Here is a 15,353-nt window from a genome sequence, read left to right on the forward strand (position 1 = left end):
GCTCACCGGATGATGTGGGCCGTAAACCGTTCCGCCGTCTCCGCCGGCACCGTCACCGAGCCGGCCGTGTGCGCCGCGTACGCCCTTGTCGATGAGCTCTTCAGCAAGCACTTTCTATCGAGGAGAAGCCGGTCCCTGACCGGCGGGCGGGGCAAGACCGTGACGGGGTTGAGTTGTTCGAGGGGGCGAACAACGGCGGTCGGTGGCCGTAGGGTCTGCTCGAAACCACTTGGCTGTGGGGCCGCCGCCGTGCGGCCTCGCGGCCGTGCGGCCCCCGGCGATGCACGACCGCCGCTCCGGGCCGTAGTACGGCGAAGCACGACAAGATGCGCGACCGGAGGACGACGAGATGACGGTGACACTGGCAGACGTGGCGGCCCGCGCGCAGGTCTCCCCTGCGACGGTGTCGCGCGTACTGAACGGGAACTACCCCGTCGCCGCATCCACCCGGGAGCGGGTGCTGCGGGCCGTGGACGAGCTGGACTACGTGCTCAACGGGCCGGCGAGCTCACTGGCGGCGGCCACCTCCGACCTGGTCGGCATCCTGGTCAACGACATCGCCGACCCCTTCTTCGGGATCATGGCGAGCGCCATCCAGTCCGAGATCGGCGGGCCCGGCGGCCGCGCGGGCGGGGAACGGCTGGCGGTCGTGTGCAACACCGGCGGCTCCCCGGAGCGCGAGCTGACCTATCTCACGCTGCTCCAGCGGCAGCGGGCCGCCGCCGTCCTCCTCACCGGAGGGGCGGTGGAGGACGCGACGCACGCGACGGCGATGGCGGCCAAGCTGCGGAAGATGGCCGAGGCCGGGACACGGATCGTGCTGTGCGGGCGCCCGCCCGCGCCGGACACCCAGGCCATCGCGCTGGCCTTCGACAACCGGGGCGGCGCCCGGCAGCTCACCGAACACCTGATCCGGCTGGGTCACCGGCGGCTCGGCTACATCGCGGGGCCGGTGGAGCTGACGACGACCCGGCACCGTCTGGAGGGTCACCGGGCCGCGCTGGAGGCCTACGGCATCAAGGAGGACCCGCGCTGGACGGTGCACGGCCGCTACGACCGGCGGTCCGGCTACGAGGCGACGCTGGAGCTGCTGCGCCGCGACCCGTCCCTGACGGCGGTGGTGGCCGCGAACGACTCCGTCGCGCTGGGAGCCTGCGCCGCGCTCCGGGATTCCGGCCTGCGCATCCCGGACGACGTGTCCGTCGCCGGCTTCGACGACCTGCCGTTCAGCGTCGACACAGTGCCTTCCCTCACGACGGTGAGGCTGCCGCTCGCGGAGGTGGGCGCGCGGGCCGGACGCATCGCGATGGGCCGGGAGGAGCCGCCGCCCGGGGGCATCGCGTCGGTCCGGGGCGAGTTGATGGTGCGGGGGTCCTCCGGGGGGCCGCGGGGCTGAGGGCGCCGGTGCTCTTGACGGCACCCGGCGTCGGTGTGGCCGGGGCTGCCGCGCCCGGACCCCCGCTTCCTGCCCCTGCCCCTGCCCTTGTCCCTGCCCCTCAAGCAGGTGAGGCGATCCAGCGAGCCATGGCGGCGAACGCGTTCAGAGCCCTGGGATCGGTCGGGCCGAAGAGCCGTTTGCAGTCCTCGCCGAGCGTCTCGTACTGGTCGGCCGCACCACGGGAGTCGCCGGACTCCCCCGTCAACTCCGCAAGCGTGGAACGTGCCTCGATGACAGAGGAGTGGTACTCCCCGTTGTCAGCCAGCAGGCGGCGAATGCGCTGCTCCGCCTCGCGGATTCGCTCGACGTAGTCGGTGTTCACGTGTGGCTTGCCGACGGGTTCGAGTTGTCCGGGACCGTCCGTACCGGCGTCGGGGGTGTGCTCGACCTGCCGGATGAGACGTATCACTGCGCGTGCGTGCTGCGGCCGTTGCTCGGGCTTCTTGGCCAGCAGCTTCATGACCAACTGACTCAGCTTCTCCGGAATGCCCTGACGGATGTTGAGCGGCGGTGCGGGGTTATGGCGCAGATGCATGCGACCGACCTCCAGGAAGTCGGCGTCCCGGCTGGCGAAGGGCGGGTTCCCGGTCAGCATCTCGTACATGACGCAGCCGAGTGAGTACAGGTCGCTGAGATGGTCGCCCGGGCTGCGCTGCCAGCGTTCCGGTGCTGCGTACTGCCAGGTGGCGCCGGCGCTGTGTGTCTCGGACATGTCGAGAAGACGGGCCAGGCCGAAGTCGACGACCTTCGCATTGCCTCGTTCGTTGATCATGATGTTGGCCGGCTTGATGTCACGGTGCACGACATCGACGTCACTGGCGTCCGCGAGCCCCTCACACACCTGCACGGACCAACGCACGGTCTGCTCGAGAGTCAGGGAGCTCCCGTGCCCCATGTACCCGTCCAGCGACTTGCCGTCGACGTACTCCATCACCAGGTAGACCTGTCCCCGGTCCTCTCCTCGGTCGTGGATGGCAGCCACGTAGGGACTCTGAATCCGTGCCATGGACTGCCACTCCTTCTCGAACCGCGCCCTCATGTCCTCCGTCAGCGCCACCCGGCGGTTCCGCTGCCGCATGCGGTCCATGGCGAGGAGCTTGACCGCGACAGGCCGATCGAGCTTCCTGTCGTACGCGAGCCAGACGTGCCCCATGCCGCCGTTGCCGAGGCGGCCGTCCAGACGGTAGCGGCCGTCACCGAGCAGACGCCCACCCGTCACGAGTCCGCCTCCCCGCCCCGGGCAGGAACCCACGCTTCCAGAGCCACCGACGAGCGCAGGCCCTGCCGCCAGTCGGCCAGAAGGATCTCCACGTCCCCCACGGCGCGCCCGAGCACATGCGCCGCGTACAGCCGCCGACGGTAGCCGGCCTCCCGCAGGCTGCGCTTACGGAACGGCACCTGCGCGATGCCGCCCAGCGCCACAAGGATGAGTGCCCCCATCAGGACCGAGAACATCAGGATGAAGCCCCCGCTGACGAACGGCACGATGAGCGCTCCGTCCACCGCGGCGAGGAAGCATGCTCCCCCCGTGACCGACCAGGCCGGCACGATCGACTCGACCTGCTCGTGCGTCCGTGATTCCACATGCTTGGTGAGGTCGTCCACCGCACGGACCTCGTCGAAGCCCCGGGAGGGATCTGTGGGGTACTCGCAGGACCAGTCCTCGACCGCGAGGGTGATCGTCGCGGGCAGCAGCGAGCGCGAGGTTCTGGCCAGGGACACCGCCGCCGCACGCACACTCTCCCAGACGCAGTCCAGGGCCAGCCGCCGTGCAGGCACGCCCAGTTGGAGCAGCTCGGGCTGGAAGACGGCCCGCTCCAGCAGGGTGACGAAGTCGAGTCGTTCGTTCTCCTGCGTCGACTCTTCGTCCGCCGCCGCGGCAGCTTCCACGTTTCCCTCATGAGCGATCAACGCGCGCAACCGCGTCATGCGGTCCTGGAGTTCCGCCTCATCCGGTTCATACTGGTCGATCAGGTGGTCCAGTGCGCTGTCCGCGTAGTGGCCTCCATGGGCCGGCAGATCACTGACCGACGGGAATGACTCCAAGTAGTTCAGTGTGCCGTCAAGGGCCGTGGCGGTTCGCCAGCCGTTCTCCAGCTCGGTCCACTGCACGCCGGTCAGCTTCCGCAGGGCATCGAAGCGGTCGCCGGTGGCCTCCTCCTCACCGAGTTCCATCAGGCGGCTCCCCCACGGGGCGAGGTACGGACCGGACGGAAGGGCGTGCCCGGCCTGGAAGGCGGTCCGGTCCTCGCGGAACCAGCGGGCCATGGCCTCACGGGCGTAGGTGTATGCGTCGAACCCGAGTTCGGCGTTGGCGATGGCCTCCAGCACCACGGCGAACTCCGAGCCGAGGTCGTCACGGTCGAGCGAGTTGAGGTAGCGGTCCATCCAGCCCGCCGCCTCACCGAGCCGGCCACGGCGCGAACAGGTGAGCGCGAAGAACAGTTTGGCCTTGGCCGAGTCGAGGTACACCGCGTGCGCAGTGGCCCGGGAGGCAATCACCGCATCGCCGTTGTGCTGGGCCGCCACCGCCATGATCGCCGGGGCGAGCCAGTACGTCGGCTCAGCGAGGAACTGCTGCCTGACGCAGGCGTCGATCGTGTCCTGGTCGACGAGTCCGCCGGCGACCGCGTGGGTCGTCAACGCATGCGTGAGACCTCGCGCCAGACCGCGGACGCGTTGCCGGTGGGCGTAATCCGCCTTCCAGATGACGATCAGCTGGGTCAGCTCCGCCTGGGCGTTGGCCACGATCTGGTGTCTGCCGTACCGCTCCACGAAGTCGTTCAGCACTTCGTGAGTCGCTGTCACCGTCTCCTTGACACTGTCGATCTCGTCACACGCGGAGGACAGCGATTTCGCCATCGTCTCGTGTTCACGCTGCAGCACCCTCAACTCGACGTGCAGTGCCGCCGAGTCCGCGCGCAGCGGCGCGAGTAACTCTTCGAGATCCTTCTGTTCGTCCACGACGCCCCCGATGCCGACCGATGCTCACGCGACCTGATTCCCGAGACATTCCCCGCCAACACGCCTAATCTTCCTGGCGTATTGATGATTCATGCATCACCAGGGGGAGGGCGCCGTGGAGTACGAATCCAGTCCGGTCGGCCACTTGTTCTTCGGCCGTGACGATGCCGAGAACGACTTGGCGGACGGTCTGCTCAACGGCATGGTCTTCCGGCCCACGTACGCCTACCGGGAAGCGCTCTCCGGCCGCAAGTCACTGATCATCGGCCGCAAGGGCGCCGGCAAGAGCGCGATCTGCCGCCAGCTCGCCGCTCCGGACGGCCATCCCGGCTCCACGGTCCTGATCACACCGGACGACGCGGCCGGCGACGAGATCCGACGGTTCGAGCTCCAGGGAGTCTCCGGTGACACCGCCAAGGCCCTGATCTGGCGATATGTCTTCGCTGTTCACGCAGCCCGGTATCTGTGCGAGCACGCACGGGCCGCGCACGGCTGGCGCGCACGCTCCTCGGTACGAGCCCTGCGCGGCTTCCTGGAGGCCAACGACGAGACCGGGGACGAGCGTCTGTACGACAGACTCCGGCGAGGGGTCCGGGGCCTGCAGTCGGCGAACCTCTCACTCAAAGCGTTCGGCATCGAGGCGGGTCTCGGTCTGAACGGCTCGTCCGAAGGAGCCCGCGCCGGACGGCAGTTGGAGGTTCTGGAACGCGGCGTGGCGACGGTCTTCTCCGATCTCGGCTGTGCCGGAAGACACACACTGCTCTTCCTGGTCGACCAGCTCGAACAGGTCTGGACGATCGACCCGGACAGCCACGCTCTGGTCACGGGGCTGCTCCTGGCGAGCAAGCAGGTCACGGGGCGGTACGGCGGCGCCGTGCGCTGCACGCTCTTCCTGAGGGCGGACATCTACGACACGCTCAATTTCGGGGACGCCGACAAGTTCCACAGCGATGAGCTGCGGATCGCCTGGACGCGGGAGGAGCTCGCGGATCTCGCCCTGGCCAGGGCGGCGGCCTCACTCAAAACGGACCTCACCCCGGAGCAGTTGTGGGGGAACCTGTTCCCTGCGACCGTCTCCGGCGAGCCGACGGACGAGTACCTGTTCCGGCGTTCGTTACCGCGCCCGAGGGACGTGATCCAGTTCCTCAACGCGTGCCGGGACGTCGCGGACCAGCGAAGCGACCGGCGGATCACCGAGGGTGACGTACTCACGGCCACCGAGCAGTTCTCTCGCTGGAAGCTCACGGACCTGGCCAGGGAGTACTCCGTGACGCATCCCTTCCTCAGCCGGCTCTTCCTCCTGTTCGACAACTATGGCTACGTGGTCATGCGCACCGCCCTCGAGACGCGGTTCGAGGTCAACCGTGAACAACTGCAGCAGCAGTTCCCCGACTACGCCGACAGCCTCACCACTCAAGGCGTGACGGACGTCCTGTTCGGAATCGGCTTCCTCGGTGTCATGAGGGGCCACAACGTGGTGTACTCCGACGGCGCCCAGGTACCCCCGCAACCCGGCGAGGAGGAGTTCCATGTGCATCCGTGCTTCCGGCCCGCACTGGGCGGCCTGGGGCCGGTGGATCTGACCGCTTACAGCCCCAACCGGATGCGGAACATCCATGGTGGCCAGAATGCTCTGGTCCGGAGCTCGTCCGGTTCGGACATACCGCTCGGCGTGGGCCGCGACTTCCGGCTGCTCGACGATGTCACCCGAGCCTGCGAGCGGCTGCTGCGCCAGCTGATGCGGGCAGGGCTGCCGGACGGCGTGCGCGACGAGGTGCAGGCGCAGATCGGCCGGGTTCTCGAGGACGCCCGCCGCGCCCGTGAGGAACTGCACGGCGGTGCCGCGATCGACGTCACGCAGCATGTGCTGAGCACATCGGACTATTTCGGAAACCTGGCCGCACAGCTCGCCGACCACGGCATCCGCGAGGAGCCCATCACCCACCGTCTCGAGGACGAGGCCCGAGCCTTGATCCGGTCGGCCGGCGGAGCTCTGGGCGCAGGCGCAGGTTCGGATTCGTCTCCGTGACCGGTCGACCGTGAAGGTCCGTGACCGGTCGACCGTGGAGGCAGGGGAATGGCATGGACGCGTGGCGCCGGCAGGCCTACGCTCGATCCCATCGTTTCTCTGACTGAGTCACATATCGGTGAGGTCGACGATCATGACCGTCCAGGACATCCGCGCCTTCAACCGCTTCTACACGAAGGTCATCGGCGCCCTCGACTACAGCCGCCACCTCTACGCCCCGTACACCCTCACCGAGTCCCGCGTGCTGTACGAGCTGGCGCATTCGAGTCGTACGGACGCCGCCGACCTGCGGGCCGAACTCTCCCTGGACGCCGGGTATCTGAGCCGCATCCTCAACAAGTTCGAGCACGACGGGCTGATCGAGCGGGCGCCCTCGCGGCGGGATACGCGGCGGCGCACGATCACGCTCACCGCGCACGGACGCGAGACCGCCGCCCTGCTCGCGGAGCGCGCCGACGAAACGGTGGGCGCGCTGCTCGCCGCCGTACCGCCGGACGACCGGCCCCGGCTCTCCGAGGCGATGCGCACCGTCCGCGCCATCCTCTCCGAGGGCCGCCTGCCCCGTCGTGAGGAGGTCGTCCTGCGCGAGCCCGGACCCGGTGACCTGGGCTGGATCGTGCAGCGCAATGCCGCGCTGTACGCCGCCGAGTACGGCTGGAACACCGACTACGAGGGGCTGGTGGCGAGGATCGTCGCCGACTTCGCCCAGGACCACGACCCCCATCTCGAGCGCGTGTGGATCGCCGAGCTCGACGGGCAGCCCGTCGGCTGTGTGATGTGCGTACGGGACGAGGCGCCCGCCACCGCCCGTCTCCGTCTCCTGCTCGTCGAGCCCTCCGCGCGCGGCCTCGGCATCGGCGACCGGCTGGTCACCGCGGTCGCCGACTTCGCGCGGGGGGTCGGCTACCGCGAGCTCGTCCTGTGGACCAACGACGTGCTGTCCGCCGCGCGCCGCATCTATCAGCGCCACGGTTTCGTCCTCGTCGCCGAGAATCCGCACCGCTCCTTCGGAAAGGACCTGGTCGGCCAGGACTGGCGCCTGGACCTGCACGGCTCCGGCGAGTGACAGTAGGCAGCATGAAACTGGCGTTCTCCACCCTCGGCGTCCCCGGCCTCCCCCTCCCGGAGGTGCTGCGGCTCGCGACCACGCACGGCTACCACGGCGTCGAACTGCGCGCTCATCCGGAGGAACCGGTGCACCCCGGCCTCGGCCCCGCCCAACGGGCCGACGCGGCGGCCGCGGTCAGGGCGGCGGGCGTGGAGGTCCTGAGCCTCGCCGGGTACGTGCGCGTGGCGGCGCCGGGGGACGACGCCCCCGTCGTCGAGGAGATCCACGGTCTGCTCGGCCTCGCGCGCGACCTGGGCGCCCCCTTCGTACGGGTCTTCCCGGGCGCCGACCCGAACGGGAGCCACGCGGAGGCCGACGCCACGGCCGCCCGGCGCCTCGCGACCGCCGCCGAGTACGCGGCCGACCTCGGCGTACGGATCCTGCTGGAAACGCACGACTCGCACCGCACCGCCGCCGACGCGATCCGCGTCCTGGGCCTGGTCGGCCACCGCCAGGTCGGCTCGCTCTGGGACGTCATGTACACCTGGCTGGGCGGCGAACAGCCCTCGGAGACCTACGCCGCGCTCTCCCCGTATCTCGGATACGTCCAGGTCAAGGACATCGCCTCGGCCCAGGACACCACCCCGCTGCCGCTGGGCGCCGGGGTCCTGCCGCTCGCCGAGTGCGTGGAGGTCCTGTCCCGGCACGGCTGGGACGGCTGGCTGTGCTGGGAGTACGAGAAGCGGTGGTACGAGGCCGCTCCCCCGCTGTCCGGCCTGCTGGGCCCGGGACGCGAGCATCTGGCACGGCTGCTCAACGACTCGGCGTGAGCGCGCGCCGGTAATTCAGTGGCCCGGCCGGGGGTGGCAGGTTAGCGTCCGCGGGTGCATCAGCCCATGCCGCGCCCGGTCCTCATCTCATGAGCCTCAGCCGTACGTTGATCGATGTACGGCCCCTGCGGACGTCCCCGGTCTTCCGGCGACTGCTGATCGGGCGCACGGTGTCCACCCTCGGGGTCCTGCGGCTACCGCTCCGGCCGGACCGTGAGCTTCGTGTCCGCGTCCAGGCACCAGTCCCGTACGGAGGGCCAGGAGCCGTAGCCGGCGTCGAGGTCGAGGTGGGCGGCCCCGGGCAGCACCTCGGCGGTGAGGCCGAGGGGGTCGCCGTAGACGCTTTGGACGCCTTCGGGGCAGTACGGGTCGTCGTCGCCCGCGACGAGACGGGTCGGCGCCGGCAGGGCGAGGCCGTCGAGCGGCGGGGGGGGCGAACTCCCTGACCTCGGGATACCGGGCGAGTACGGACCCGGACGGCGGCGCCACCAGCAGCACCCGGTCGACGGCGTCGGGCCCCGGCACGCCCCGCGCGACGGCGTGCAGCCAGAGCACGACGGAGAGACTGTGCGCGACGACGACCCGCTCGCCTGCGGCGTCGAGCTCACCGAGATGCCGGCCCAGCTCGCCCAGCCACACCTCCAGTCCGGGGTTGTCCGGGTCGGGCAGCTGCGGATAGGTGACGTGGTGCCCTGCCTCGGTCAGCCGGTCGGCGAGCCAGTGCTGCCAGTGACCGGGGGGCCGGTGGTTCTGCCAGCCGTGCAGGACGAGAAACGAGAGCGTGGCGGAGTTCCCGGTCGGGTCGGTCGTAGCGTTCATGGCCGAATGATTCCGTCCACCGCCTCACCGGGTCCAGCCCGCCAATCGCGGACCGGTGTCACGCCCTGCGCGCCAGGAAGCCCGCCACCCGCTTCTCCAGCCGCCCCCGGCACCCCGGCCACTCCCGCGCCGTGATCGAGAAGATCGCCGTGTCGCGCAGGCGGCCCTCCTCACCCGGCGACCAGGAGCGGGACCAGTTGCGCAGGACGCCCTCGAAGCGGGCGCCCACGCGCTCGATCGCCGCACGGGAGCGGGCGTTGCGGGCGTCGCTCTTCAGGTCCACCCGGGACACGCCCCACTCCTCGAAGGCGTGCCGGAAGAGGAGAAGCTTGGCCTCGGCGTTGATGCCCGTGCCCTGGGCGGACGCGCCGAGCCAGGTGAAGCCGATCTCCACGGCGTCGAGTTGCCCGTCCGTCAGCCAGCACCGCGGCTCCCAGTACGACGTCGTACCGACCGCCCGTCCGGTCGCGAGCGACACCTGTGCATAGGGCGCCAGCCGGCCGCTCGCCGCGCGCTCCAACTGCGCGTCGACGCAGGCCCCGACCTCCTCGGCCCTCGGCACGCAGGTGAACGCGTAGGTGTCCCGGTTCTCCTCCGCCGCGGCCGCCAGATCGGCCGTGTGCCTATGCTCCAGCGGCTCCAGGCGTACGAGCGCGCCCTCCAGGACCGGCCCCTTCAGCTTGAAGCTCACCCTTCGCCGCCCCTCACCACCGCGCGTTCAGCGCCCCGAACTCCTCGTGGAAACCGGGGTAAGTCTTGCGCACGCATCCGGGGTCGTCGAACGAAATACCCGGCACCCGCAGTCCGGTGACGGCGAAGGACATCACGATGCGGTGGTCGCCGTACGACGTGATCTCCGCGCCCGCCATGGGCGTCCGGCCGCCGGGGGTGATCTCGATCCAGTCGGGGCCGGTGGACACCTTCACCCCGAGCCGTCGCAGGTTCTCCGCGCAGGCCTCCAGGCGGTCGCACTCCTTGACTCGGGTGTTTCCGACGTCCTCGATCCGTACCGGCCCCGAGGCGAAGGGCGCGATCGCGGCGAGCGTCGGCATCGTGTCGGAGATGTCGCGCATGGTGACGGTCAGGCCGTGGAGTGCGCCGGTGCCCCGTACCGTCGTGGCGTCCGGGCCGGTGGACACCTCCGCCCCCATCCGCCGCAGTACGTCCACGAAGGCCAGGTCGCCCTGAAGGGCTTCCGTCCCCAAGCCCCGGACGGTCACCTCGCCGCCGGTCACCGCGGCCGCCGCGAAGAAGTAGCTCGCGGTGGAGGCGTCCGGCTCGATCGCGTACGTCGTCGCCCGGTAGCCGCCCGGTGCGACGACGAAGACGTTGCCCTCTCGGCGTACCTCCGCCCCGAACGCCCGCATCATCGCGAGGGTGATCTCCACATACGGGGCCGACACCAGGTCCGTCACCGTGATCCTTAGGCCCTTGCTCGTCAGCGGGCCGAGGAGCAGCAGAGCCGTCAGGTACTGCGAGGACTGGCCCGCGTCCAGGGTCACCTCCCCGCCCTCGACGCCCGACGCGGCGACCGTGAGCGGATGATGGCCCTCCGCCTGCTCGTGCCGCAGGTCCACGCCCAGGTCGCGCAGGGCGCGGCTGAGCGGGCCGAGTGGGCGGCGCCGCATCTGGGCGGACGCGTCGAAGCGGAACGTGCCGTGGCCCGCGGCGGCCAGCGTGGGCAGGAAGCGGGCCGTGGTCGCGCCGTCGCGGCAGTACACGTCCGCCTCCCCAACCGCGGGACCCTCCGGGCGCCCGTCGATCCGCCAGGCGTCCGGCGACCGCCCCACCCGGTAGCCGAGCCGCGCCAGTCCCTCGGCGAAGCCCTCCGTGTCGTCGGAGCTGAGCGGCCTGACGAGCGTGGTGACGCCGTCCGCGGCCGCCGCCAGGAAGAGAGCGCGGGCGGTGATGGACTTGGAACCGGGGATGTCGACTACGGGCATGCCCTCATGATCGGACGGCGGCCCGCTCCGGCGCCGGTGCGTCCATGGGATGGACCGCTTCCCGACGCCCGCCCGTCACCGAGGTCAGCGCCACCCCGCCCACCAGAAGGGCCGCCGCGCACCATCGGAGCGGACTCACCGACTCCCCCAGGAACAGCGCCGCCGCCGACATCCCGAAGACCGGGACCAGCAGGGAGAAGGGGGCCACCGTCGAGGCGGGGTGGCGGCGCAGCAGCCAGCCCCAGGCGCCGAAGCCGAAGACGGTGGGGATCCAGGCGACGTACACCACGGTGCCGGCCCCCGCCCAGTCCAGGCCGCGCAGCGCCTCGTAGTCCGCGCTCGGGCCCTCCAGCAGCAGGGACAGTCCGAGCAGCGGCAGAATCGGGACCGTGCTCACCCACACCATGAAGTTCACGGCGTCCGGGGGCGCCGCCCTACGGGTGAGGACGTTCGAGACGCCCCAGCAGGCCGCCGCCGCGACGACCAGCGCGAACGCGCCGAGCGGGCCGGAGGCTCCCTCGTCCACGGCGGCGACGCCGATGCCGCCGAGGGCGATCAGCATGCCCAACGCCCGGATGCGGGAGGGCCGTTCGCCCAGGACCGCGCATGCGATCAGGGCCGTGAACACGGCCTGTATCTGGAGGACGAGCGAGGACAGGCCGGCCGGCATCCCCGCGTCCATGCCGACGAACAGCAGGCCGAACTTGGCGACGCCGAGCGCCAGGCCCACCCCCACGATCCACTTCCAGGCGACCTTAGGGCGTCCCACCAGGAAGACCGCCGGGACGGCCGCGACCAGGAAGCGCAGGGCGGAGAACAGCAGGGGCGGGAAGTGGTCGAGGCCGATCTCGATGACGGTGAAGTTCACGCCCCAGACGGCGGCGACGAGGACGGCGAGGGTGAGATGTGCGGGTCGCATGCCTTGAAGCATCACGTCCCGAGACCGTGAAGCACCAGCGATGATTGCTGCACGGTCGGATGTAGCATCGCTAATGAATACAGGCCATGAGAAGACAAGCCTTGAGAATGCAGGCCATGAACAGGGCCCGATGAAAGCCCGATGAACAGGAGTCGCCATGCTGGACCTCCAGCGCCTGCGCGCCCTGCACGCCGTCTCCGTCCACGGGACCGTCGGAGCGGCGGCCGCCGCGCTCGGGTACACACCCTCCGCCGTGTCCCAGCAGATCGCGAAGCTGGAGCGGGAGACCAGGACCGTGCTGCTCGAGCGGGAGGGGCGCGGCGTGCGCCTCACCGCGGAGGCGCGGCAACTGGTCGGCACCGCACGGGAGTTGCTCGCCATCGTGGAGCGGGCGGAGACCGAGCTCGAGGAGCGGCGGGGTGTGCCGTCCGGGCGGCTGACGGTGGCGGCGTTCGCCTCGGCGGCGCGGGGTCTGCTGCCCGGCGTCCTGGCCGAGCTGGCGGAGCGTCATCCGGCGCTCGACGCCCGGCTCACCGAGGTCGATCCGCATCTGTCCGTGGACCTGGTGGCGAAGGGGGCGGTCGATCTCGTCGTCGCGCACGACTGGGACATCGCGCCGCTGCCGGCTCCGGCGGGGGTGGAGCAGGCGGTCATCGGGGACGATCTGTGCGATCTGCTGGTGCCCGAGGGGCATCCCTTCGCCGGGCGGAAGGCCGTACGGCGTTCGGAGCTGGGCGGCGAGCGGTGGATCTGCCCGCCGCCCGGCCGGGTCTGCCACGACTGGCTGATGCGCACGCTACGGGTGTCCGGCCATGAGCCGGACATCGTGCACCAGGCCGACGAGAACCCGACACTGGTCGCACTGGTCGCGGCCGGCCTCGGGGTCGCCCTGATTCCGCGACTGGGCCGCGGGCCGCTGCCCGGCGGGGTGGCGGAGGTGCCGCTCGACCCGATGCCCGTACGGCGGCTGTACGCGCTGTGGCGCACGGGGGCGGCCGGCCGTCCGGCGATCACGGAGACCGTGCGCACGCTCCAGCGGCACTGGCCCGAGGTCGCGGCCCACGCGTCCCGCTGACCCCACGGCCACCGACTTCGGACCATCCCGTCGGAGCCGGGAACCCAGCCCCCTTCCCGCTCGTCCAACCGGCAGGCTGCCGGAGAGTCACCGCGGTGCGGTGTCGGCCCTCGCTGCTGGCTGCGATCGCTGACCCACCCTCTCCGCCGTACCGCGGCCGGCAGCACGCCGCCATCGGCGCGCCCCCTCCCACAGCGCCGATGGCGGCCCCTCTGCACGCTGCGCGTTCCCTTGACTGGCAGAAACTTCCCGGATATTCGTGACTTCTCGGAAGTTTCCTTCAGAGGGAAGGAGCGCTCGTGCGCGACTCCGGCACAGGAAGCACGGAAAGAAGCACGGGAAGCACGGGAAGCCCGGGAAACACCGCAAACCCTTCACGACGTACGGTCCTTGCGGCCACCGCCGGTGTCACCGCCTCCCTTGCGGTCGCGGGCGCCGCGCATGCCGCACCCCCCGCCGACGACAAGAGGCTCCGCACCCTCATCTCCCGTATGACGCTGGAGGAGAAGGTCGGGCAGCTCTTCGTGATGCGGGTGTACGGGCACTCGGCAACCGCTCCCGACCAGGCCGACATCGACGCCAACCTCAAGGAGATCGGCGTCCGCACGGCCGCCGAGCTGATCGCCAGGTACCGGGTCGGCGGCATCATCTACTTCTCCTGGGCGCACAACACCCGGGATCCGCACCAGATCGCCGATCTGTCCAACGGGATCCAGTCCGCCTCCCTGGAGCAGCCGCGCGGGCTGCCCGTGCTCATCTCCACCGACCAGGAGCACGGGATAGTCGCGCGTGTGGGCAGGCCCGCCACCCTCTTCCCCGGCGCGATGGCCGTCGGCGCCGGCGGCTCCCGCTCCGACGCGCGCACGCTGGGCCGTGTCGCGGGCGCCGAGCTGCGCGCGCTCGGTGTCCGGCAGGACTACTCGCCCGTGGCCGATGTGAACGTCAACCCGGCCAACCCGGTCATCGGCGTACGGTCGTTCGGCGCCGACCCGGCCGCGGTCGCCGCGCTGGTCGCCGCCGAGGTCACCGGGTACCAGCACGCCAAGGTCGCCGCGACCGCCAAGCACTTCCCGGGGCACGGCGACACCGCCGTCGACAGCCACTACGGCTTCCCCGTGATCACGCACAGCCGCGAGGTGTGGGAGGCGCTGGACGCGGCGCCGTTCCGGGCCGCCATCGCGGCGGGCATCGACTCGATCATGACCGCGCACATCATGGTGCCGGCGCTCGACGGCTCCGAGGACCCGGCCACCCTCTCCCGCCCGATCCTCACCGGCATCCTGCGCGGGGAACTCGGCTACGACGGGGTCGTGGTCACCGACTCGCTGGGCATGGAGGGCGTGCGGACCAAGTACGGCGACGACCGGGTGCCCGTGCTCGCCCTCAAGGCGGGCGCCGACCAGCTCCTCAACCCGCCCTCCCTGGACATCGCCTGGAACGCGGTCCTGAAGGCCGTACGGGACGGCGAGCTCACCGAGTCCCGGCTGGACGCGTCCCTGCTGCGCATCCTGCGGCTCAAGGCGAAGCTGCGGCTCTTCGACCGGCCGTACGTCACCCACGCGGGCGTCCGCCGCACCGTCGGCACCAGGGCGCATCTGGCGGCCGCCGACCGGATCGCCGAGCGGACGACGACTCTGCTGGTCAACGAGGGGAGTCTGCTCCCGTTGTCCCGGCGCACCCACAGGACGCTCCTCGTCGTCGGCGCCGACCCGGCCTCCCCCTCCGGCACCACGGGCCCGCCCACCGGCGTACTGGCGACCGCGCTGTCCGAGCTGGGCTTCACGGCGACGGCCCTGTCCACGGGTACGGCACCGTCCGGCGCCACCATCGCCAGGGCGGTCGCGGCGGCCCAGGAGGCGGACGCGGTGGTGGTCGGGACGTACAACGTCACCGCATCCAGCGCGCAGAAGACGCTCGTCGAGCAGTTGACGACGACCGGGAAGCCGGTGGTGGCGGTCGCGATCCGCAATCCGTACGACGTGGCCCATCTGCCGTCCGTCACCGCCTGCCTCGCCTCCTACTCGTGGACCGACGTCGAACTGCGCGCCGCCGCACGCGTGATCGCGGGCCGAGTACGGCCGCACGGGAAGCTGCCGGTGCCGGTGCAGCGAGCGGACGACCCGGCCCAGCTGTTGTATCCGGTCGGGTACGGGCTGTCGTACTAGTGCTGCTCCGCGCAAGTTCGTGGAGGGGTGTTGGGGCATCAGGAAGTTTTGAGCGGGGTGCCGTCGTAGGTCCAGCGGTAGGGCTTGGCGGTGGTGTTGTGGTTGATCACGTAGGTGTCCAGT

General features: G+C 70.8%; 11 protein-coding genes and 1 pseudogene. 6 read left to right on the forward strand and 6 right to left on the reverse strand.

Annotation, left to right across the window (positions count from 1 at the left end; translation table 11 throughout):
- The first annotated feature begins 349 nt into the window (after positions 1–349).
- Entirely contained in the window at positions 350–1,396 is a 1,047-nt protein-coding gene (locus F7R91_RS34865; protein ID WP_150956446.1) for a LacI family DNA-binding transcriptional regulator, read from the forward strand.
- Between the two features lie 100 nt (positions 1,397–1,496).
- Here F7R91_RS34865 and F7R91_RS34870 read toward each other — a convergent pair whose 3' ends face one another.
- A complete protein-coding gene (locus tag F7R91_RS34870; RefSeq protein WP_150956450.1) occupies positions 1,497–2,657 on the reverse strand; it encodes a serine/threonine-protein kinase in 1,161 nt (386 codons plus the stop codon).
- Positions 2,654–4,402: a hypothetical protein gene (locus F7R91_RS34875; RefSeq protein WP_150956453.1), complete on the reverse strand. Its 1,749-nt coding sequence runs from the start codon at positions 4,400–4,402 to the stop codon at positions 2,654–2,656. Before F7R91_RS34875 ends, F7R91_RS34870 begins: the two co-directional genes overlap by 4 nt.
- Positions 4,403–4,517: 115 nt before the next feature.
- On the opposite strand from F7R91_RS34875, the gene F7R91_RS34880 reads away from it, so the two are divergent.
- The 3 genes from F7R91_RS34880 to F7R91_RS34890 all read left to right on the forward strand — a co-directional run bounded on the left by F7R91_RS34880 (position 4,518) and on the right by F7R91_RS34890 (position 8,309).
- Positions 4,518–6,431: a P-loop ATPase, Sll1717 family gene (locus tag F7R91_RS34880; protein ID WP_331000687.1), complete on the forward strand. Its 1,914-nt coding sequence runs from the start codon at positions 4,518–4,520 to the stop codon at positions 6,429–6,431.
- 133 nt (positions 6,432–6,564) lie between these two features.
- Positions 6,565–7,497: a bifunctional helix-turn-helix transcriptional regulator/GNAT family N-acetyltransferase gene (locus F7R91_RS34885; RefSeq protein WP_150956459.1), complete on the forward strand. Its 933-nt coding sequence runs from the start codon at positions 6,565–6,567 to the stop codon at positions 7,495–7,497.
- A gap of 11 nt (positions 7,498–7,508) precedes the next feature.
- Positions 7,509–8,309, forward strand: coding sequence for a sugar phosphate isomerase/epimerase family protein (locus tag F7R91_RS34890; protein WP_150956462.1), 801 nt, complete (start codon positions 7,509–7,511; stop codon positions 8,307–8,309).
- Positions 8,310–8,503: 194 nt separating this feature from the next.
- On the opposite strand, the pseudogene F7R91_RS44435 reads toward F7R91_RS34890, so the two are convergent.
- The 4 genes and pseudogenes from F7R91_RS44435 to F7R91_RS34910 form a co-directional block, all read right to left on the reverse strand.
- Positions 8,504–9,128, reverse strand: a pseudogene (locus tag F7R91_RS44435) (RBBP9/YdeN family alpha/beta hydrolase).
- 58 nt (positions 9,129–9,186) lie between these two features.
- Positions 9,187–9,819, reverse strand: a complete 633-nt coding sequence (locus F7R91_RS34900) for a GNAT family N-acetyltransferase (protein WP_150956467.1) — start codon at positions 9,817–9,819, stop codon at positions 9,187–9,189.
- Between the two features lie 13 nt (positions 9,820–9,832).
- Positions 9,833–11,071 (reverse strand): 3-phosphoshikimate 1-carboxyvinyltransferase, encoded by a 1,239-nt coding sequence (gene aroA, locus F7R91_RS34905; RefSeq protein WP_150956469.1) that lies wholly within the window; start codon positions 11,069–11,071, stop codon positions 9,833–9,835.
- A 4-nt stretch (positions 11,072–11,075) separates the two neighbouring features.
- Positions 11,076–11,990: an EamA family transporter gene (locus F7R91_RS34910; RefSeq protein ID WP_150956472.1), complete on the reverse strand. Its 915-nt coding sequence runs from the start codon at positions 11,988–11,990 to the stop codon at positions 11,076–11,078.
- Between the two features lie 157 nt (positions 11,991–12,147).
- Between F7R91_RS34910 and F7R91_RS34915 the strand changes: the two genes are divergently transcribed.
- Both F7R91_RS34915 and F7R91_RS34920 read left to right on the forward strand, forming a co-directional pair.
- A complete protein-coding gene (locus tag F7R91_RS34915; RefSeq protein ID WP_150956475.1) occupies positions 12,148–13,065 on the forward strand; it encodes a LysR family transcriptional regulator in 918 nt (305 codons plus the stop codon).
- A gap of 299 nt (positions 13,066–13,364) precedes the next feature.
- A complete protein-coding gene (locus tag F7R91_RS34920; RefSeq protein ID WP_150956479.1) occupies positions 13,365–15,230 on the forward strand; it encodes a glycoside hydrolase family 3 protein in 1,866 nt (621 codons plus the stop codon).
- Positions 15,231–15,353: the final 123 nt, after the last annotated feature.

It is taken from the genome of Streptomyces luteolifulvus (genome assembly GCF_008806595.1).
GTDB classification, from domain to species: Bacteria; Actinomycetota; Actinomycetes; order Streptomycetales; family Streptomycetaceae; genus Streptomyces; species Streptomyces luteolifulvus.

Bases quoted from the DNA above. Each gene is read 5' to 3' on its own strand.
- F7R91_RS34885 (WP_150956459.1), top strand. From the start codon at position 6,565: ATGACCGTCCAGGACATCCGCGCCTTCAACCGCTTCTACACGAAGGTC.
- F7R91_RS34915 (WP_150956475.1), top strand. From the start codon at position 12,148: ATGCTGGACCTCCAGCGCCTGCGCGCCCTGCACGCCGTCTCCGTCCAC.
- F7R91_RS34910 (WP_150956472.1), bottom strand. From the start codon at position 11,990: ATGCGACCCGCACATCTCACCCTCGCCGTCCTCGTCGCCGCCGTCTGG.
- F7R91_RS34890 (WP_150956462.1), top strand. From the start codon at position 7,509: ATGAAACTGGCGTTCTCCACCCTCGGCGTCCCCGGCCTCCCCCTCCCG.
- F7R91_RS34865 (WP_150956446.1), top strand. From the start codon at position 350: ATGACGGTGACACTGGCAGACGTGGCGGCCCGCGCGCAGGTCTCCCCT.
- aroA (WP_150956469.1), bottom strand. From the start codon at position 11,071: ATGCCCGTAGTCGACATCCCCGGTTCCAAGTCCATCACCGCCCGCGCT.